This window comes from Rhodoluna miladensis (SeqCode) (assembly GCF_965234705.1).
In the GTDB taxonomy this organism is placed as follows: Bacteria; Actinomycetota; Actinomycetes; order Actinomycetales; family Microbacteriaceae; genus Rhodoluna; species Rhodoluna miladensis.
This window is the reverse complement of the sequence record NZ_OZ248465.1, coordinates 225336-245761: the sequence shown is the minus strand read 5'-3', so window position 1 is coordinate 245761 and position 20426 is coordinate 225336. Positions and strand designations below refer to the sequence as shown.

Below are 20426 nucleotides of genomic sequence, written 5' to 3'. Positions count from 1 at the left end.
TTTAGTGTTTCTAAGCCTTGACTAGACTACTGAAGAAATTTAGGACCTCTGGAGTCCTGGCTTCAGGCCTGCTCAAACCAAGGATTCCCGCCAGGCCTTATGCATTTTGGAGAATTTGCCAGAGCCCGAGATCAAGTTCTTTGGAGTGTCGTCCTCGATGATTTTGCCGTGCTCCATGACCAGAACGCGGTCGGCTATCGAGACAGTAGAGAGCCGGTGGGCGATGATTATGGCCGTTCTATTGGCCAGCAGGGTCTTGAGTCCATACTGGACCAGCCGCTCGGATGGCACATCCAGTGAGCTAGTTGCCTCATCCAGAATCAACACAGCGGGATCTGCAATGAAGGCCCTGGCAAAAGAAATCAACTGGCGCTGGCCCGAGCTAACCCGGCCACCGCGCTTATTTACATCCGTGGAGTAGCCATCAGGCAGACTCAAAATGAAATCATGGGCGCCAACGGATATTGCCGCCTGTTCTATTTCCTCGGCGGTGGCGTCGGGTTTACCAAGTGCGATGTTATCCGCCACCGATCCTGAGAAAAGGTATGCCTCCTGGGTGACCATAACTATCGACTGCCGAAGATCCTTGCTTGAAACGCATTTTAGGTCGACGCCATCCAGCAGCACACTGCCTTTAGTTGGGTCGTAGAACCTAGAAATCAACTTGGCAATTGTTGATTTGCCAGCACCGGTTGTTCCAACAAGTGCAACTGTTTGCCCAGCTGGAATCTTCAGCTCAAGATTGTCCAGCACTGCAACGTCGTTTGAATAATGGAAAGAAACGGAATCGAAAGTAATCTCGCCCTTCACGTTTTCTAGCTTTGTAGCTGATTTTGGTTCTGGGACAGTTGGCTTTTCCTCTAGCACTCCCGAGATTTTCTCGAGCGAGGAATTTGCCGATTGGTAGGAGTTGTAGAACATCGCAAGGTTTTCCATCGGGTCAAAGAATCTCTTGGCATAGATGATTGCCGCAGTTAGGACTCCTACTCCAATTTCACCGGCTAGAACTCGAGTACCGCCAAAAAGCAGGATGGTGGCTACCGTCAGGTTTCCGATAAGCAATAGCCCTGGACCGAAGTAACCAAAAAGCTGGATTACCTTCACTGTCAAATCACGGTAGTCCTCGCTGAGTTGCTCATAAAGACTCTGGTTTGCCTTCTCCTTGCGGAAAGCCTTAACTGCTCTGATGCCGGTCATGGTCTCAACGAAATTCACAATCAACTTCGCAGAGGCCACCCTGGAGGCTCGAAATTTGATCTTGGAATTGACCTGAAACCATTTGGTGAGCAAGAAAAGCGGCAGCCAGCTAACTACCAAAATGGCAAAACTGGATGGATCCAATAACACCAGCGCGGTGGCAGTAAATAGCATGTAGAGCAAGCCGGCAATTGCCTCATTGCCTCCCGAAGCCAAAAGTTCCTTGATGGCGTCCAGATCGCTGGTTTGACGAGCAATCACTCGCCCAGAGGTGTACTTCTCATGAAACTCAATGGAAAGTCTCTGGGTCTGCTTGAAAATTCGCTGCCTCAAATCGAGCAGCACATCTTGATTCACCATTGCAGCAAATCGCAAGAACCAACTAATCAGCGATGCGGTGGCAAGGGCTGCAAACAAATAGCCACCCACCACCAAAAACAGCGGAGTCGTATCTTCCTTGATGGCAGCCGGCAAAGCCCAGTCGATTCCAAGAGCAATCAGGGCCGGTCCTGCAACTCGAAGCATCTGTGAAACCACAACTACTAACAAGCTAAGCAGTAAGCGATTTCTCACCGGATGAATAAGTGAGATTAGCAGCGCTCTTGATCTAAGCTTCAAAGCTTTAGCTTCTTGCTTGTCGAGAATTATCTTGTCCTCGCCTGTGACACCTTGCATGCTCACGCAATCACCTCCCCGGGTTTTGGCTCAAGAGAAGAAACCACATAGCGATAGTGATCGCTGGTTTGCAGTAGCTGCGAATGTGTTCCAAAAGCGACAATCTTGCCATCTTGCAGCAATGCCACTCGATCGGCCAATTGAACTGTTGATGGTCGGTGAGCAACGATCAGGGCTGTGGTCTTGGTTAAAACTTTGCGCAGCGCACTCTCAACCAATGCCTCGGTGTCAACATCCAACGCCGAAAGTGGATCATCTAAAACCAAAATCGCCGGCTTGGCAGCAACCGCTCGCGCTAGAGCTAAACGCTGGCGTTGACCACCGGAAAGCGAAAGTCCCTCTTCACCAATTTTTGTATCCACGCCGTCAGGCAGGTCATAAGCAAAACCTGCCTGGGCTATTTCTAGTGCTTCTCTAAGTGCTTGATCGCTGGTGTCCAATGCTCCAAGGAGAACGTTGTCTCTGACCGAAGCTGAAAACAATGTTGCGTCTTCGAAAGCCATGGCTATGTGAGTTCGAAGCTCAGATCTTGAAAGTTTTCGAATATCAATACCGTCTAGCTCAATAGATCCGCTGCTTACCTCAAGCAATCTAGTGGTTAGGGCAGTCAGGGTGGTTTTGCCTGAGCCAGTCACTCCAATTAGTGCAACCGATTCACCAGGGTTCAAAACCAGGTCAATACCTCGAAGTAGCCCCTTGGATCCAGGGGTTTGGTCCAGGTAGCTGAAGTGAACATCCTTGAATTCAAGCTTTCCTTGCGGATTGGTAATCGTCTCTGGCGAGATTGGATCTTGAATCAAGATCGGCTCATCCATCACATCGAAGTGGCGTTGGATAGCGGTTTTTGCATCGAGGGTTAGTGCAAGCAAAAAACCGATCGATTCGGTGGGCCATCTAAGCACCGTGGCGGTTGCAAAAAACGCCACCAGTGCTCCCACAGTGAGATCTCCTTCAGCAACCAGTAGCACCCCGGCAAACATTGAAAGAGCCAGCGCTGATTCTGGAAGGAACAATAGGTAAGCCCAGACGTTCGCGATCAGGCTAGCCTTTTTTAATTCAGTGGAACGAAGATCGGCAGCACCTCGAGCGAATTTCTCAGCCGAGAAATCCCCCCGGCCAAACGCTTTCAACACTCGAATTCCGTGAACTGATTCTTCAACCGCTGTGGCCAAATCGCCGGCTTGATCCTGCGATTGCCGGGCAATTTTTCCATAGCCGGATTCGAATCGGAATCCCTTAATCCAAATTGGCACTGAAACAACAAAGAAGATCAGGCCAAGTATCCAGCTAAAGCTAAATAGCACCGTGAGGCCAATAACAATTGTGACGGCATTGGCAATTAGTAGCACGAGCCCAAACGATAGCCAGCGCCGAATAAGTCCAAGGTCCTGGGTCGCCCGCGAAAGAAGCTGACCCGATGGCCATCGATCGTGAAAGCTGACCGGAAGGTCCTGCAGTTTGCGATAAAGATTGGTCCGCATATCGGATTCCACACCAGTGACCGGTGTCAAAACTAACCACCGCCTAAGCAGCACAAGTAATACTTCCAACAGGCCTAATGCAAATACCACCAGCACTAGAGAATGCAGGGTTTCGATTGTCCCAGAAGTGGAAAAGGAGTTTATAAGCTCCCTTAGAACCTGCGGTATCGAAAGGGCAACCGCGGCAGCTGATATTGCAGCTACTACTCCGAGGATTAGTCTTGGGATTGCTTTTCTTGCGTAGGGCAAAATCCTCAGCAGGATCGGCAGTGTGCCGGTTGGATTACTCAAATGCCCGTGAAACCTCTCGCCAGACCGCTATGGTCAGCCTTTTAGGATAACACGGCCAACTACCCTGAAAGTTTCCGAACTTAGTGGAAGAAGTGACGCTCCGAAGTGAAATACATTGTTATGCCCGCTGCTGTTGCCGCCGCAATAACTTCGTCGTCGCGAACGGAACCACCAGGTTGGACAACTGCCTTCACCCCGGCGCGAATCAAAAGCTCTAGTCCATCAGCGAATGGGAAAAATGCGTCGCTGGCAGCAACCGTTCCCCTAACTCGAGCACCAGCTCGGGAAACTGCTAACTCGCAAGAATCCACTCGGTTTACCTGTCCCATTCCAATTCCAATAGATGCGCCATCTTTCGCGAGCAAGATTGCATTAGATTTCACTGAGCGGACTGCACGCCATGCAAACTCAAGATCGGATCTGGTTTGAGGATCAGCGTTTACCCCCAAAACCAACTTCCAGTTCTTGCTTGAGAAGTTATCAAAACTATCGGTTTCCTGTAATAGCAATCCGCCGGATACTTGTTTTATTTCAAAAGTTTCTCTTGAATAGTTTGGTGGTAGCTGGAGCACTCGAAGGTTTTTCTTGGTCAGAAGAAGCTGTAAAGCTTCGAAGTCGTAGCCAGGTGCGATTATTACTTCGGTGAATACGTCTGCGACTTGTTTGGCCATTTCCAAGCTCACAGTTCGGTTCGCTGCAATTACTCCTCCGTAAGCAGAAATCGAATCACAAAAGTGAGCCTTGGCGTGAGCTTCCGCAATTGGGTCTGGAGAATTAGCTGGCCCAATTGCAATACCGCACGGGTTGGCATGCTTAATGATGGCAACTGCCGGTTCATTGAAATCGTAGGCTGCACGAAGGGCTGCGTCGGCATCGACGTAATTGTTATAAGACATTTCCTTGCCACCGAATTGCTTTGCTTGGGCAATTCCAAGAGATGCTTCTAGGCCAGCAATTTTGTATAGCGCGGCAGACTGATGTGAGTTTTCCCCGTAGCGAAGTACCGAATCTAAAGAAGCCTGAATCTCAAGAGTCTTCGCAAATCCCGGGTTCTTGCTTGGTTCCTCGTTGGATCTTCCAGCCTCCAGCTTCCAAGCTTCGTCGGCGGCAGTGGACATCCAGTTTGAAACTGCAGTGTCGTATTTGGCGGTGTGGGAAAAAGCTAGCAGCGCTAGTTCTTTACGGAGCTTAAGAGTCGTCCCGCCATCCTCCAAGGCGTTAATGATTTCCGGGTACCTGCTGGGATCCACCACAATGGCCACATTGGCGTGGTTTTTTGCGGATGCCCTAACCATTGCGGGCCCGCCGATGTCAATTTGGTCAATGGCTGCCTCTCCGGTTGCCCCGGCGGTAATTGCCTCCACGAACGGATACAGGTTCACAACTACCAACTGAAATGGCTCAACGTTCAAATCCTTTAGTTGGTTTTGGTGTGAAACCAGGCGAAGATCAGCAAGTAAACCAGCGTGTATTGAAGGGTGCAAAGTCTTTACTCGACCATCCAAAGTTTCTTCAAATCCTGTAACCTTTGAAACTTCGGTGACTTTGATTCCAGCATCGGCAATGGTTTTTGCCGTGGAACCGGTGGAGACAATTTCCACGCCAGCTGTAGCTAGCGATTTGGCAAGCTCGAGCAATCCCCTCTTGTCTGACACGGAAATAAGTGCGCGCTTGATTGGGATCTTGTCGTAGTGACGGTAGTCAGCGGCTAGGTATTTGCTTTCCATGACGTTGCTCTAAATGCTCGCTAGATCAATGCGCTTTTCAGCAACACCGATGATTGTTTGAATTAGCATGTCGCGCTCATGCACTTTGATTCGCTCGTGAAGAGTTGCGATATCATCCCCGGGCATCACTGGAACTTTCCTTTGCTCAATGATTGGTCCCGTATCCATACCCGCATCAACAACATGAATAGTTGCACCGGTTTCGGTAACCCCTGCTGCTAATGTGTCGCGGACAGCGTTAGCTCCAGGAAAAAGAGGAAGCATTGAGGCATGAATGTTAATAATGTTTGGGCTGAAACGGTCAATGAACTGTGGAGGAAGAATCTTCATGAATCCAGCCAAGGCAATAAGGTCTGGGTTGTAAGACTCGACTGTTTCCTGCAGTCTTCGTCCCCAGCTTTCACGGTTGGGAAATTTTCCGCGCTCAACCACGAAAGTTGGTATTCCGTATAAGTCAGCATGCGCTAAGCCAGGAGCTGCGCCATCCGAACCAACCGCGAGCACGCGAACTGGTACTAGGGGATTCTCGATTGCTTTCAATAAGGCAAGTAGGTTCGATCCAGTACCTGAAATCAAGACCACGACCGACAACATGCGGCTAGCTTACTGGTCTGGGTTTTGGGGCGCTTGCCTCAGCTGGGCGGGCGCTAAAGAAAGCTGCGAGTGTGGCAACAACGAAAACTTCAATAAAGCTAATCAACATCAGAAGCCACGGGTTTATCCCGATTTGGCTAAGCCTGCCAGGCCCCGCCCCTCCAGAGGCAAGCACCGCAAGAATCCCAAGCTGAACCGAGGTCACTAGTGCAATTGAAAGCCCTAAGGAAATAGCAGCTGACCACGCAGTGGCAAATTCAAATCTGATCTCATCTGCAGAACGACGAATCGACAAAGTCGCGATGAAGGCTGCAAGCAGAACCACCACAATTGCAATCATTCCAAAATCCAGTCTTCCTACCGGAAGTGCTCCAAGAAGTGGCACTGCAGGAAGCGGTCCAACTTGAGAACCAAGTGGAGAGATCAACGAACCGGTTCCAATTGAGAAACCAACACCGGTAAACCAAGCCGCACCAAAGATAACTAGGTTCGGAAGCAGTGCCAACTGCCCCGCTGTCAGAACAACCGCTCCAAGTACGCTCACCTGGACACTTTCATACAGCCTTGTGATATCAATCCAACTAAAGCCAATCAGGATTGCAATCACAAAAGCTGACACCATCAGCAGCATCACGGTGATTGAAGTTCCTGCGCGAAGCGCAGGCGCAATTAGCGAACGAATGCTCCAGTGCATTCTGAGGCGGAAATCATTTAGTGCCCTTCGGATTCGATCACGCTCGGGGGCTTGGTCAATAACATCGCCATCAAAGAGCTCATCAGGCTTACCAAAAACCGAACCTAGAAATTGAAAGAAGAAAAATAGGGCGGTTGGAAAAACCACGCCTTGCCAAGTCACTGGATAAATTGCTGGGTCAAAAGCCAGAGTGCTTATACCAAGCGATGCGATTCCCATAACCAAAGTTCCACCAAGCCACCCAGGCCAAAGTGCTGAAGAGGCAAGGAATCTTTTTCCAGCGGTGTAGTAAAGCCTGGCGAACCAAATGGTCATTCCAAGGGGAATCAGTGCAACAACAAAAGTTGGAACTGCAACTCCGAGGATTTCACCGGCTGGAACTACCAGCCTGGTGCCGTGGGAAAGTAGCCAAAAATCTGATGCAGCCCGAAAGGCTACAAGCCAATCAACTTGTGCGTCATTTTCGAAAAGCCAAACTATGGTCAGTGGACCTAGCAACACACCCAGCCCAAGCAACACTCGAATCGCAGCATCGAATGCTGCGAGTAAGAAGGTCTGTGGCTTATTCACTTACAAGAGTTCTTTATAAAGAACTGATTACCTCGCGCATAAGCGCCGCGGTCTCGCTCGGGGTTTTGCCAACCTTGACGCCGACGGCTTCGAAGGCTTCCTTTTTGGCTTGGGCAGTTCCGGCAGAGCCAGAAACAATAGCTCCAGCGTGACCCATGGTCTTACCCTCGGGTGCTGTGAATCCGGCAACGTAGGCCACCACTGGCTTGGTGATGTGGTCTTTGATGTAGGCGGCGGCTTTTTCTTCCGAGTCGCCACCGATTTCACCGATCAAAACAATTGCCTTGGTCTCTGGGTCATTTTGGAAAGCTTCGAGTGCATCGATGTGGGTGGTTCCAATAACTGGGTCTCCACCAATTCCAATAGCGGTTGACATTCCGATATCGCGTAGCTCAAACATCATTTGATAAGTAAGTGTTCCAGATTTGGAAACAAGTCCAATAGGACCAGGCCCTGTGATATCGCTCGGGGTGATTCCAGCATTGGACTTTCCTGGGCTGATGATTCCAGGGCAGTTAGGACCAATAATTCTGGTCTTGAGTCCTTTGGATACGTTGTATGCCCAAGCCTCTGCTGAGTCGTGAACTGGAATGCCTTCGGTGATTGCAACTGCAAGTTTTATCTCGGCATCGATTGCCTCGATCATGGCGGCCTTTGCAAAAGCAGGAGGAACAAACATCACGGTGACATTCGCGCCGGTTTCCTTCATAGCCTCAGCAACGGAGCCAAAGATTGGAAGGGTCTTGCCATCAACTTCAACGGTTTCGCCAGCCTTGCGAGGGTTTACTCCACCAACGATGTTGGAACCGCCCTTGAGCATGCGCTGGGTGTGCTTCATACCCTCTGATCCAGTCATACCCTGGACGATGATTTTTGAATTCTGGTCTAGAAAAATTGCCATTAAGTTCTTCCCTACTTGCTTGCTAGCTCAGCTGCTTTATCGGCAGCCTCGTCCATGGTCTCGACAACGGTGACAAGCGGGTGATTTGCATCCGCCAGAATTTTTCTTCCCTCAACAACGTTGTTGCCATCGAGGCGCACAACCAAAGGTTTGGATGCTTTTGAGCCAAGCTTCGCCAAAGCTCCAACGATTCCGTTGGCAACTGCGTCACAAGCAGTGATTCCACCAAAGACGTTTACAAACACGCTCTTGACCTGTGGGTCATTCAAGATCACATCTAGTCCCGCAGCCATAACTTCAGCTGACGCTCCTCCGCCGATGTCCAGGAAGTTAGCCGGCTTTACTCCCCCGTGACGCGCTCCCGCATAGGCAACTACGTCCAGAGTGGACATAACCAGTCCTGCACCGTTTCCGATGATTCCAACTTCGCCATCAAGTTTTACGTAGTTCAAATCCATGGCCTTGGCCTTGGCTTCGAGTGGGTCAAGTGCGTCGCGCTCTAAGTCCTCGCGCTCGTGGCGGAACTCGGCATTGTCATCGAATGACACCTTGCCATCCAGCGCCAGAATCTTTCCGTCTTCGGTTAGCACCAATGGGTTTACTTCCACCAATGTGGTGTCTTCTTTCTTGAAAACTTCATAGAGCTTTACAAAAATCGGTGCGACCTTTGCGGAAAGTTCGTCGTCAAAGCCTCCGGCTTTGGCAATCTCAAGTGCCTTTGCAAGATCAATTCCCTTGACTGCGTCGATGGCAATCTTTGCGAGCGCCTCAGGGCGCTCCTCGGCTAGCTGTTCAATGTCCATTCCGCCTTCGACGGAGCAAAGGGACAAAAAGGTTCGGTTTGATCTATCTAGCAAAACCGAGAAGTAAAACTCTTTGGCGATCTTTGCGCCTTCGGCAATCATGACGCGCTTGACAACGTGTCCCTTGATATCAAGTCCGAGGATCTTGGATGCTGCCTCTTTAGCTTCTGCGGGTGAGTGAGCGACCTTGACGCCTCCAGCTTTGCCTCGACCACCGGTTTTCACCTGGGCCTTGACTACAACGGTGCCGCCAATCTTGGCAGCTGCTGCTTCGGCTTGTTCTGGGGTGTCCGCGATTAGGCCCTGAAGGACAGGAACCTGATACTTCTCGAAAAGATCGCGTGCTTGATACTCATATAAATCCAACTTTTATCCCGCTTCGAATTAGAAGAAATGGCCAATGGCCTTATTCCCCTAAGTTTAGAGCTTTTCGATAGGGGCTATTTTTACCACCAGAGACTTAGTTGAACCCTCATCAAATTTGACCTCTGCGACCTGTTTGGGTCCTTCACCCCTTACAGAGCTAACGGTTCCCTGCCCATAATCAGCGTGGTTGATGCGATCGCCAAGAACCAACTGCAAGGAACTGTTGTCCCTTACCTCTCTTATAGCACCGGCAATCTGAGTCTTTGGTTTCATCGAAGGCGTAGGGGTTGATCCGCCCATTCCTTTGAACCCTCCAGTAATAAAGCCGCTGGATGCCCTCTGGGCTCCTTCGGTTTGCAGTAGTTCCGGTGGGATATCCCCCAGGAAACTGCTGGGTAAAAAGGCAGTAGTTGAGCCAAACAGTGTTCGTTGCAGGGCGGAGGTCAAATAGAGCCTGTCTCTAGCCCTAGTCATACCCACATAAAGAAGTCTTCGCTCTTCGGCTACCCCGCCTGGCTCATCGAAGGAGCGCACGTGCGGAAGGGTTCCTTGTTCAAGTCCGACAAGGAAAATCACTTCGTATTCCAAACCCTTGGCGGTGTGAAGCGTCATCAGTGAAACGCTTCCCGAGTCATCGTCAATTTCGTCGGCAGCTGCTGCCAGAGTGATATCCGCCAGGTACTCAGCGATGGTGGCATCCGGGTTTTGCCTCTGGTACTCAAAGACTTGTCCAATCAACGCATCGAGGTTATCCACTCGTGCTTCGTCCTGAGGATCGCGACTATCTTCTAGTGCTGCGCGATAGCCGGAAAGATTCAACGCAGCCGATAAGACATCAGCGATCTTGGATTCAACAGCCATAGCATCAAGGTCATTTAGCAGTCTTGAAAAAGCCGTCAGCGAATTCGTGAGCTTTGGACCAAGACCAAGGGTGTCGGTTCGACCAAGACCCTGTCGGAATGAGATCTCTTCTCGTCTTGCAAGTTCAGCAATTTTGAGTTCTGTTTTCTCACCGATACCCCTAGAGGGTTCGTTCAGAATTCTTCGAATGGCTTCATCATCTCTCGGGTTTGCTATCGCAGTTAGATAAGCAAGGGCGTCCTTGATTTCTTTGCGCTCGTAGAACTTGAGTCCTCCAATAACCGCGTATGGCACCCGCTGGTTTTTTAGCTCCGCTTCCAAAGAAGGCGATAGGGCATTTGTGCGATACAAAATCGCCATGTCTCTATAACCAACCGAAGACTGCCGAAGCTCAGATATCTGATCAACAACGTAGGCCGCCTCTGATCTTTCATCAAGACCGGTGAAGGATATGATCTTTTCTCCATCGCCCGCGTCGGTCCAGAGGTTTTTTTCGGGACGATCAAAATTCTTAGAAATCACTGCGTTGGCAGCAGAAAGGATGTTCTGGGTGGAGCGGTAGTTTTGCTCAAGCAAGATCGTGGTTGAGCCCGGGAAATCCTTGGCAAATTCTGCGATGTTTCTCATATCCGCTCCGCGGAAGGCATAGATCGACTGATCAGAGTCACCCACCACTGTGATCGCAGAGGGGCCAGGTAGCTCTCCCGTCGAAGGATCGGGCTCGTTGTGGGCATCGGCGATGGGTTTAGTGAGCTCACGAATCAGTGAGTATTGAGCGTGGTTGGTGTCCTGATACTCATCAACCAGGATGTGCCTAAAGCGCCGCTGGTACTGAGCTGCGATGTTGGGAAATGAGCGGAAGAGGTAAACCGTCTCTGCGATTAGATCGTCGAAGTCAAAGGCATTGTTTTTGCGAAGTTCCGCCGCATACTGAGTGAAGATTTCGGCGATGGCACGATCTTTTGGATTTGTCGAATCAATCATGGAGTAGAAATCCTGCGAATCTTTTAGCTCGTTCTTAGCGTTTGATATTCTCGCGGCAACGCTCTGGGGCTTTAGCCCCTCTATGTCGCTGCCTGATTCGCGAATCAGTCGCTTTATTAGTGCCCTGGTGTCTCCGGTGTCATAGACGGTGAAGTTTGAGTCGTGACCGAGTAGCCCTGCCTCCCGGCGAAGAATCTGCAAGCAGGCGGAGTGAAAGGTCTTGATCCACATTCCATCTGCAACGCTTCCAAGCAGCGCGTGAACGCGCTCCTTCATTTCGTTGGCGGCTTTGTTTGTGAAAGTAATCGCAAGAATCTGCGAAGGCCAGGCTTCCTTGTTATCCAACAGGTGCGCGATGCGGTGAGTTAGAACTTTTGTCTTGCCCGAGCCAGCACCGGCGACGATTAGAAGACCAGGGCCACGGTGAGTCACCGCAGCAACTTGCTGCGGGTTTAGCCCTTCAAGGAGATTCTGGTTCATGACCTGCCTAGCCTAGGCGGTGCCATCGACAATGCTGCGTAAAAGATCGGGTTGATCAACGAAGATGCCATCCAGTCCAGAAAGCGCAACTTTTGCAAAGTAGTCATCAACACTTTCAGTTGCGTCTTCAGCCTTGAGAGTCCAGCCAAACACGTCTAGCCCAACTTCTTTGGCTAGCTCAATCGAACCATTCGAGACTGTGTAATTGCCCAATTCGTCCTCATCAAACAAGAGTTCAAAATCAAGACTGACGCCATCAAAGTCGTTCGTAATCTGCTCGAGATACCTTCTAGTCAGAGTTGTTTCGTCATTTGGAAGTCTGGCCTTCTCGGTTAGAAAGACATACTTTTTATCCGCACCGCATGCTTGCTTTAGAAGCAGCATCATCTCGTAGTCGAAGCTTTCAAGGACAACCTTGATCCCCCGCTCTTTCCAGTTGGACTCGTTCAGCTTGCGGCTCACTGCCCCCGCTATGTCCATGCCTTTTCTGGTGAAATGCATGCCGTGCTTTACCTCTATAACTAGGGTTTTTCCATCCATGAAGCTAGCTGCCAAAAGCTGATCGAGAGTTGGAATCTTGAATTCGCCATTGAATTTGGCACTGCCGGGCCTAACTTCCGGCAGGCGTTCTATGGCCCGAACCGTCTCCAGTTCAGCTAAATCGAAGTCTTCGCTAAAGAAACCGTTCTCGGTCATGCCGTCGGAGTAGCCAGCGCGGGAGCGCTCGGCAAACTGCGCATGGGATTCGATGTCGGTTGTTCCATTGAGCCAGTTTTCATGTCTGAGAATAAGTTCGCCATCTCTGGTTGGTACTAGATCGCACTCGACGCCATCTGCTCCTTGAGCAATAGCCAGCTCGAAAGCTTCCATGGTGTTTTCAGGACGGTAGCCACACGCACCGCGGTGACCTAGAACAAGCGGGAGCAAAAAGCTACTCCCATTCAATGGTGCCGGGAGGCTTTGATGTCACATCGAGTACAACTCGGTTGACACCCTCTACCTCATTTGTGATTCTGTTAGAAATTCTTGCCAGCACGTCGTAGTCGAGTCTGGTCCAGTCCGCAGTCATCGCATCTTCACTAGAAACTGGACGCAGAACAATTGGGTGTCCGTAGCTTCGACCATCACCCTGCACACCAACGGATCGAACATCGGCCAAAAGCACAACTGGGCACTGCCAAATCTGCGCATCTAAACCAGCAGCAGAAAGTTCTTCTCGAGCGATGGCATCGGCTTTACGAAGAAGATCAAGTCGTTCCTTGGTGATTTCACCAACAATTCGAATTCCAAGACCAGGCCCTGGAAATGGCTGACGCTGAACTATTTCTGCAGGTAAGCCGAGCTCTTTACCAATTGCGCGAACTTCGTCCTTGAATAGCGTGCGAAGCGGTTCAACAAGTTCGAACTGCAAATCCTCCGGAAGGCCACCTACGTTGTGGTGAGATTTAATTCCTGCGGTGACACCCCCGCCGGATTCAACAACATCCGGGTACAAAGTTCCCTGAACCAGGAACTTGATTGGACGGTTATCGGCCTTAGCCTCGGCAATGAGCTCAGCCTGGGCCTGTTCGAAGGTTCTAATAAACTCTCGGCCAATTATTTTCCGCTTGGTTTCAGGATCGGAAACACCTGCAAGGGCGGAAAGGAACTTCTCTTCGGCGTTCACGGTCACCAAACGAATACCGGTTGCTGCAACGTAATCACGCTGCACCTGCTGAGCTTCACCCTCGCGCAGCAAGCCGTGATCCACAAACACTGCAACTAACTGATCCCCCACGGCCTTATGTACCAGTGCTGCCGCAACAGCAGAATCTACTCCGCCGGAGAGCCCACAAATTACCCGATCGGAGCCAACCTGAGCTTTGATCTTGGCTACCTGTTCAGCAATAACGTTTCCGGAATTCCAATCGGCTGGAATGCCCGCTGCCTTGTGCAAGAAATTTTCCAGAACGTTCTGACCGAACTGGGAGTGCTTTACCTCTGGGTGCCACTGCACCCCGTAAATCTTTTTATTCGCAGATGCAAAAGCTGCCACAGGCGTTGTTTCGGTTGAAGCTAATACTTCAAATCCAGCAGGGGCTTTCATTACTTGGTCGCCGTGGCTCATCCAGCAAGTTTGCGAAGCTGGCTGACCGGCAAGAATTTCTCCAGCTGCAGAAACTTTCAAGTCAGTTGCTCCATACTCGCGCTTGCCGGTTTTATCTACTTGGCCGCCAAGCAAGGATGCAAGCATTTGAAATCCATAACAAATTCCAAGGACTGGAATTCCAAGTTCAAGAATCTTTGCATCTAGCTGTGGTGAACCCTCTTCGTAAACACTTGATGGTCCCCCGGAAAGAATGATTGCCAGGGGATCTTTGGCTTTGATTTGTTCGGCGGTTAGTGTGTGGTGAACGATTTCGGAGTACACGCCAGCTTCGCGCACGCGGCGAGCAATCAACTGTGCATATTGTGCACCGAAGTCAACTACCAGTACTGGACGGTTAATTTGCTACTCCCCATCCTGCGGCTCGCATTTCATCGGCTGCTATCTTGGCGTAGCGTCGCTCGGTGTAGAAGGAAAGAAATGGCACGATGCCGCCGGCTGCAATAAACAGGAACCTTGAGAAACTCCAACGCATCAAAGTCCACATTCTAAAATCGGCAAACAGGTAAAGAACGTATAGCCAGCCGTGAACGACCAAGATGCCAACAGTTAGATTAAGTCCGGTTTCTGGAAGTCCCTGGCCTTCGTTGACGTAGGGCTCCAAAGTGATAACGCCGTTTGGGCCAAAGGCCCAAAGTTCGAATCCAGTGAAAGCCCCTAAGGTCACATTCTCCAGGCGACGAAGTCCCCAGGTGAGCATAAGAAGAAGTAAGAAACCGCCGGTGATAAAGGAGGAAGCCTTGAAAAGCTTTAGCGCCTTGGCAATCGCGGGCAAAGAAGCGGGATCTAAAGGCTTGGGCATGCCCCAAGTTTACTGGCTTGGGAGGACGACAACTTTGATGGCCTCACCCGACAGAACAGCCTCGATGCCCTTTTGGACATCAGCTAAGCCAACCCGAGTGGTGATCAAATCTGCGACCTTGACCTTACCTGAGGCAATCAGAGCAAGAGCCTGACGGTTGTGAGAAGGCGACGAACCATTAGCACCCATCAGCATTAGTTCTTTGTAGTGCACCAAGTTCGAGTCGGCAGAAATCATCGGCTTGTCTTTTGGCAATCCTCCAAAAAAGCTAATCCTTCCACCGGGACGTGCCATCTCGATGGCCTGCTCTTGAGCCTGGCCGGAGGGCGCTGCGGTAATGATTACCGAAGGTCCCTTGCCGTCGGTTTCGGCTTTGATAATCTCCGCAAGATTTTCTGTCGACATATCTATCGCACGATCTGGCTTGACTACATCTGCTGAAAGCTTCAATCTTCCGCCGTTGATATCTGCAAGGAAAACCTTCTTGGCTCCAAGCGCACGAGCTAGACGAACGTGTAGGCAACCGATTGGACCTGCTCCCATCACAAGAACTTCATCGCCTTCACCGACGCGAACTAGTTCCTGCGCATTTAGCACACAGGCCAATGGCTCAACTACCGATGCTTCTTCGTAAGTGACGCCTTCAGGAATATGGTTTAACCCGTCAACGCGAATAACTTCGTGAGGAACAATCATGTACTCGGCAAAACCACCTGGGAATTGATATCCCATCGAAAGCTGGTTGGGGCAAATTGTCATCTTGCCAGCAAGGCAAGCCCAACAGGTTCCGCAAGGAATAGCAGCGATAACTTGAACGCGATCTCCTACCTTCACCGAATTGACTCCAGCACCAACTGAAACTACTTCTCCCGCGATCTCGTGGCCGATGATTTGTGGTGGGGTAAGTCTTGGGTGTCCGTGGTTGTAAATCTTGGCATCAGTACCGCAGGTAGCGCAGGCGTGGATGCGGAGCTTTACTTCATTAGCTCCAGCTTCTGGTTCTGGGACCTCTTCAACTTTTAGGTCCTGTGCCCCGCGGTAGATTGCTGCCTTCACGTGTGTTGTTGCCTTTCTAAAGATTGATTAGTTCAAGTAGTTCTGTAGTTGAAGCACTCTCCATGAGGGATTTATACGAGCTTGGTTCCAGCAGCTTTTCGGCAAGATTGCCCAGTAGCTCCCCATGCTCGTCCCCCTTGGCGGCAATGCCAATACAAAGCTTTACTTCCTCGCCATCCCACTCCACTGGCTCTGAAAAACGAACGAATACCAGTTGAGCAAAGTTGACGTATTTCCTTGAAGCGTCGGTGCCGTGGGGTAAAGATACCCCTTCACCCATGTAGGAAGAGATGATGTTCTCTCGCTCCCACATTGCATCGATGTATCCACTTTCCACAGCCCCGAGGCTGTGAAGTAGTTCTCCGCACAGACGTACGGCCTCCTCTCGCGAGGAGGCCGTAGCGCCTAAGCGAATTCCGGCCAACTGTAAAAAGTTAGTCATCCGAAATGGTGTCGCCATTCAAGATGGCGTCTACAACACCTTGGATGCGTGGATCACCCAGAAACATGTCAAAAACCACAACCGGGGTTTTTGGCATGGCCTGTTTGGCGCGCTGACCTAAACCGCGGTGACAAAGCACCACGTCTGGGTCGGCATCATCCAACTGGTTCACCGGTGAATGTGTAACGTCTACGCCATGAGCTTTAAGCTGCTTTGCCAATTGCTTGGCAATCATCACGCTTGAGCCCATGCCGGCTTCACACGCCACCACTAACTTTTTTACTTTTGCTCCGGAAATTGAAGACATGGCTTTATTAGCCCCTCTTCATCTTCTTTGATGCAGCTTTTGCTCCGGCTAGGTCAGCGTAGTCATCCTGAGCGCCGGTCTTTAGTAGTAGCCATCCAACTGCGAATGAAGCGCTAGCTGAAAGAACAATACCTAGCAGAACCCCAACGTGGTTTCCTGGAGGGGTAACTGCAAGCCAAGCAAAGATCGAACCTGGTGATGGTGTTGCTACCAGTCCCGCTCCGGTGACCATGAAGGTTCCAACACCGGTGGCTCCACCAGCGATTGCAGCCAAGATCATCTTTGGCTTTAGCAGTACGTATGGGAAGTAGATCTCGTGGATTCCACCAAGGAAGTGAATCACGATTGATCCCGGTACAGAACCGCGAAGAACCTTTGGACCAGCTAGCCAGAAGGCAAGCAAGATACCAAGACCAGGACCTGGGTTGGTCTCGATCATGAACGCGATTGACTTGCCGGTTTCTGCAGCTTCTGCAACACCCAAAGGAGCCAAAACTCCGAAGTTAATAGCGTTGTTTAGGAACAGTACCTTTGCAGGCTCAACGAGGATTGAAACCAGTGGCAATAGCGAGCTATCCACTAGGAACTTCACTCCCGCGCCCAAGGTGTCTGAGATTACGGTCACGGCTGGGCCGATTCCGTAGTAGCCACCAATAGCCAGTAGCATTCCGGAGATTCCAAGGCTGAAGTTTCCAATCAGCATCTCGAAACCAGCAGGGGTTACTGGGTCTAGGACGTCGTCAATCTTCTTTAGAACCCATGCCGCCAATGGACCCATAATCATGGCGCCAAGGAACATAGGGATGGTGGATCCAACGATTACACCTACGGTTGCAACTGCACCGATAACGGCACCGCGCTGACCGTGAACCATACGACCACCGGTGTAGGCAATCAGAATTGGTAGCAGGTTGATAATCATTGGGCCAACCATGGAGGAAAGCTGCTCGTTAGGCAACCATCCGGTTGGGATAAATAGGGCTGTTAGCAAACCCCAGGCGATGAATGCTCCAATGTTTGGAATCACCATACCTGCAAGGTTTCCACCCAGCTTCTGGACTGCTGCACGCCACCCGGTGTGGGTGCCAGCTCCGCTTGGAATGAAACTACTCATTTAGTCGACTACCTCTCTGTAGCTATTTAGGTTGAGTTGCACTCATAACAAAGATCTCGACCGGAACAAATACTCTTCCGGCTTCTACCTTTGTTCCCTCGAATGCAGCTGCACTCGAAGCTTTTTTGATGGTTGTAATCATGCGAGTACAACCTCAATTCCTTTTTCAGTCAGCACATCAACATGTGCTGGGTCAGCATCGACATCTGTGACCAAACGGTCAATGCTTTCAAAACCGGCGAATATGGCCGAGTAGCTGGAGCCAAACTTTGAGTTATCTGCAAGCACGATTGTCTCGGTTGCGTTCTTAATCATCTTTCGCTTAACAGCTGCTTCATCTGGATCGACAGTTGAAAAACCAGATTCCAAATCAATTCCGTTTGCACCCAAGAATGCAATTTGCGCTTTGTAAGTTCTAAGGTCTTCAACTGTTTTCGAACCAACCGCGCTGAGTGTTGTTGGTCGCACTCGTCCACTCAAAAAGAAAACCGGTGTAGTTGATTCTCCGATTCGACTGGCGAGAGTAATTGAGTTTGTCACAACCATCAGCTGCGGACGGTTCCGAAGAAACTCTCCAAGAAATTCTGTTGTGGTTCCACCATCGACGAAGATGCAACCTTCTTCAGGAATGTATTGCGAAGCAATTTGTGCGATGCGAAGTTTTTGCTCAGGGTTTCTACCCTGGCGCTCTGGAAAAGTGAACTCGTGTGAATAACGACTGGCAGCGATTGCTCCACCGTGGACTCGACGAAGCAAGCCTCTGCGCTGAAGAACATCTAGATCGCGCCTGACAGTTTCCACAGCAACGTGCAGTTTTCCGGCAGCGGCGAGCGCATCAATTCGCCCATCGAGTTTTGACCACTCGATTAGCTGCATGCGACGTTCTTCTGCGAGCATCTGCATCCTGTCCGAATCTGCCTGTTTCTGTTGCTTTATGACTGATTTCCAGACAAATTAGCAGACTTTTCGGTCTTTTTTTGCCAAACAGGCTATTTCGGGCGAAAAAGGCCGAAAAATTAGTCGGTTGTTTTTGTGGATTCCCGCAGTCTCTGGTCCTGAACCAGCCGCCACCACAAAAACACTGCAAAAGCCCCGAAAAGAACCCATTCCACGGCGTAGAACAGGGTCAGCCAGTTCACGCTTGTTCCCACCTGCTGGGCAGGTAAGTTGATCGGATCTAGCCCCAATCCAGGTTCGGCATCAAGGGCCAAAAAGCCAGCAAAGCTTTCTACCGGGTCCGAGGAGTAAAGGTTCACCAGCTGGGCCAATGACAATGACCCCAGCAGGTATGGCTTTGAGCTATCTGGCGATTGCAATGGAGCCTCGGTCTGTAAATACCTACCGGTGGATTCTAAAAATGCCTGCGCCAACATCGAGGATTGCAGTTCTTCTCTTGCCGCTTCGATTGTTTCCAGGCTTTCGGAAAAACCTATGGCAACAGTAAGTGATCCGGTTGTGTCGTTATCGGCCATCAGTGCTCCGGAATTTGCAATCAACCAGTAACCAGAAACAATTTCGCCGCCAGATTGCTGCAACCGATTAGAAACTATGTAAACGTTTGATTGATCAACCATGATGTTGGCAGAAACCAATACGTTCGCAGCTTCAACCGTGAGGGCAGCGCCCGGGGTAGCTATTTGATTTAGAACAAAGACCTGTTCGTTTTGGGCGGCGGGTTCCACAACCGTAAAAGTGCGATCTAGTTGCCACTGTCCAAGTAGCGCAAACACTGCCGCCGAAGCTAAAGCAAAAAGTAAACCGAAAATCCACTTAGGTCTTTTTGCTACCGAAAAGAAAGTTGGCTTAGTCATTAGCTCTTGTGATATGGAGCCAGCACAACTTCAACCCGCTGGAATTCCTTCAGGTCTGAGTAGCCGGTGGTTGCCATCGAACGAGCTAGTGCTCCGACGATGTTTGTCACACCGTCAGCAGAAGTTGATGGGCCGGTAAGGATCTGCTCGAGGCTTCCGTTGTGGCCAACCTGAACTCGGTTACCGCGCGGGAGCTCCTGGTGGTAAGCCTCTGCTCCCCAGTGCCAACCGCGACCGGGTGCGTCTTTAGACCTGGAAAGAATCGAACCGATCATCACAGCGTCTGCTCCGCAGGCAATTGCCTTGACGATATCCCCTGAGGTTCCCAATCCACCATCGGCAATTACGTGGACGTAGCGGCCACCGGACTCGTCCATGTAGTCGCGCCTAGCTCCGGCCACATCCGCCACGGCAGTGGCCATAGGGGCGTGGATGCCAAGTACGGCGCGGGTTGTGGTTGCTGCCCCGCCTCCAAAACCAACCAATACACCGGCGGCTCCGGTTCTCATCAGGTGCAAGGCGGCGGTGTAGTTAGCTACCCCTCCGACGATTACTGGAACATCTAGCTCGTAGATGAACTTCTTCAAATTCAGCGGTTCGGATTCTTTTGCAACGTGCTCGGCAGAAACTGTTGTTCCGCGAATCACAAAGATATCTACTCCGGCCTTTAGAACAATGTCTGCAAACTGCGCGGTGCGCTGCGGAGAAAGTGCTCCCGCAACTACTCCTCCGCCAGCGCGAATCTGCGCGATGCGATCACGGATAAGTTCAGGCTTGATTGGCTCTGAGTAGATTTGCTGCATGCGAGTGGTTGCATCAACATCTGAAAGTTTTGAGATTTCATCTAGCAGTTTTTCTGGGTCGTCGTATCTGGTCCAAAGCCCCTCGAGATCTAGAACACCAAGTCCTCCAAGCTTGCCCATTTCAATTGCGGTGGCAGGAGAGACAACCGAGTCCATCGGAGCTGCCAGGATTGGCATCTTGAATTCGTAGGCATCGATTGACCAAGCGGTCGATACGTCTTTAGGGTCACGGGTTCTTCGGGTTGGAACAATTGCAACGTCATCAAAGGCGTAGGCCCTCTTGGCGCGCTTGTTTCTTCCAATTTCAATTTCAGTCATGGC

General features: G+C 50.7%; 18 protein-coding genes. All 18 read right to left on the bottom strand.

Going from position 1 to position 20426, the window contains the following annotated elements:
* Window positions 1-72: 72 nt before the first annotated feature.
* The 18 genes from AC8GDC_RS01230 to AC8GDC_RS01145 all read right to left on the bottom strand — a co-directional run bounded on the left by AC8GDC_RS01230 (window position 73) and on the right by AC8GDC_RS01145 (window position 20423).
* Window positions 73-1872 carry an ABC transporter ATP-binding protein gene (locus tag AC8GDC_RS01230; RefSeq protein ID WP_506558447.1) on the bottom strand — a complete coding sequence of 600 codons (1800 nt, stop codon included), beginning with the start codon at window positions 1870-1872 and terminating at the stop codon, window positions 73-75.
* Between the two features lie 2 nt (window positions 1873-1874).
* Complete coding sequence (locus AC8GDC_RS01225) at window positions 1875-3644, bottom strand: ABC transporter ATP-binding protein (protein WP_506558071.1); 1770 nt, start codon at window positions 3642-3644, stop codon at window positions 1875-1877.
* An 80-nt stretch (window positions 3645-3724) separates the two neighbouring features.
* Window positions 3725-5371: a bifunctional phosphoribosylaminoimidazolecarboxamide formyltransferase/IMP cyclohydrolase gene (gene purH, locus AC8GDC_RS01220; RefSeq protein ID WP_506558070.1), complete on the bottom strand. Its 1647-nt coding sequence runs from the start codon at window positions 5369-5371 to the stop codon at window positions 3725-3727.
* A 9-nt stretch (window positions 5372-5380) separates the two neighbouring features.
* Window positions 5381-5965 carry a phosphoribosylglycinamide formyltransferase gene (purN, locus tag AC8GDC_RS01215; protein ID WP_506558069.1) on the bottom strand — a complete coding sequence of 195 codons (585 nt, stop codon included), beginning with the start codon at window positions 5963-5965 and terminating at the stop codon, window positions 5381-5383.
* A gap of 4 nt (window positions 5966-5969) precedes the next feature.
* Window positions 5970-7229: a cell division protein PerM gene (locus AC8GDC_RS01210; RefSeq protein WP_506558068.1), complete on the bottom strand. Its 1260-nt coding sequence runs from the start codon at window positions 7227-7229 to the stop codon at window positions 5970-5972.
* A gap of 13 nt (window positions 7230-7242) precedes the next feature.
* A complete protein-coding gene (gene sucD / locus AC8GDC_RS01205; protein WP_506558067.1) occupies window positions 7243-8130 on the bottom strand; it encodes a succinate--CoA ligase subunit alpha in 888 nt (295 codons plus the stop codon).
* Window positions 8131-8141: 11 nt separating this feature from the next.
* Window positions 8142-9299: an ADP-forming succinate--CoA ligase subunit beta gene (gene sucC, locus AC8GDC_RS01200; protein WP_506558066.1), complete on the bottom strand. Its 1158-nt coding sequence runs from the start codon at window positions 9297-9299 to the stop codon at window positions 8142-8144.
* Window positions 9300-9353: 54 nt separating this feature from the next.
* Complete coding sequence (locus AC8GDC_RS01195) at window positions 9354-11624, bottom strand: ATP-dependent helicase (protein ID WP_506558065.1); 2271 nt, start codon at window positions 11622-11624, stop codon at window positions 9354-9356.
* A gap of 12 nt (window positions 11625-11636) precedes the next feature.
* The gene (locus AC8GDC_RS01190) at window positions 11637-12551 is read right to left on the bottom strand and encodes a glycerophosphodiester phosphodiesterase family protein (RefSeq protein WP_506558064.1); all 915 of its coding nucleotides are present in this window, start codon (window positions 12549-12551) and stop codon (window positions 11637-11639) included.
* A 4-nt stretch (window positions 12552-12555) separates the two neighbouring features.
* Window positions 12556-14112 carry a glutamine-hydrolyzing GMP synthase gene (gene guaA, locus AC8GDC_RS01185; RefSeq protein WP_506558446.1) on the bottom strand — a complete coding sequence of 519 codons (1557 nt, stop codon included), beginning with the start codon at window positions 14110-14112 and terminating at the stop codon, window positions 12556-12558.
* The gene (locus AC8GDC_RS01180; protein WP_506558063.1) at window positions 14108-14572 is read right to left on the bottom strand and encodes a DUF3817 domain-containing protein; all 465 of its coding nucleotides are present in this window, start codon (window positions 14570-14572) and stop codon (window positions 14108-14110) included. Before AC8GDC_RS01180 ends, guaA begins: the two co-directional genes overlap by 5 nt.
* 9 nt (window positions 14573-14581) lie before the next feature.
* Entirely contained in the window at window positions 14582-15628 is a 1047-nt protein-coding gene (locus tag AC8GDC_RS01175) for a zinc-dependent dehydrogenase (protein WP_506558062.1), read from the bottom strand.
* Between the two features lie 16 nt (window positions 15629-15644).
* Window positions 15645-16088, bottom strand: coding sequence for a PTS mannitol transporter subunit IIA (locus tag AC8GDC_RS01170; RefSeq protein WP_506558061.1), 444 nt, complete (start codon window positions 16086-16088; stop codon window positions 15645-15647).
* The gene (locus AC8GDC_RS01165; protein ID WP_506558060.1) at window positions 16063-16377 is read right to left on the bottom strand and encodes a PTS lactose transporter subunit IIB; all 315 of its coding nucleotides are present in this window, start codon (window positions 16375-16377) and stop codon (window positions 16063-16065) included. The genes AC8GDC_RS01170 and AC8GDC_RS01165 overlap by 26 nt, the downstream gene beginning before the upstream one ends.
* 7 nt (window positions 16378-16384) lie before the next feature.
* A complete protein-coding gene (locus tag AC8GDC_RS01160) occupies window positions 16385-17491 on the bottom strand; it encodes a PTS transporter subunit EIIC (protein WP_506558059.1) in 1107 nt (368 codons plus the stop codon).
* A gap of 138 nt (window positions 17492-17629) precedes the next feature.
* Window positions 17630-18388, bottom strand: coding sequence for a DeoR/GlpR family DNA-binding transcription regulator (locus AC8GDC_RS01155; RefSeq protein WP_506558058.1), 759 nt, complete (start codon window positions 18386-18388; stop codon window positions 17630-17632).
* 119 nt (window positions 18389-18507) lie between these two features.
* Window positions 18508-19302: an SURF1 family cytochrome oxidase biogenesis protein gene (locus AC8GDC_RS01150; RefSeq protein WP_506558057.1), complete on the bottom strand. Its 795-nt coding sequence runs from the start codon at window positions 19300-19302 to the stop codon at window positions 18508-18510.
* A complete protein-coding gene (locus AC8GDC_RS01145) occupies window positions 19302-20423 on the bottom strand; it encodes a GuaB3 family IMP dehydrogenase-related protein (protein WP_506558056.1) in 1122 nt (373 codons plus the stop codon). Before AC8GDC_RS01145 ends, AC8GDC_RS01150 begins: the two co-directional genes overlap by 1 nt.
* Between the last annotated feature and the right edge of the window lie 3 nt (window positions 20424-20426).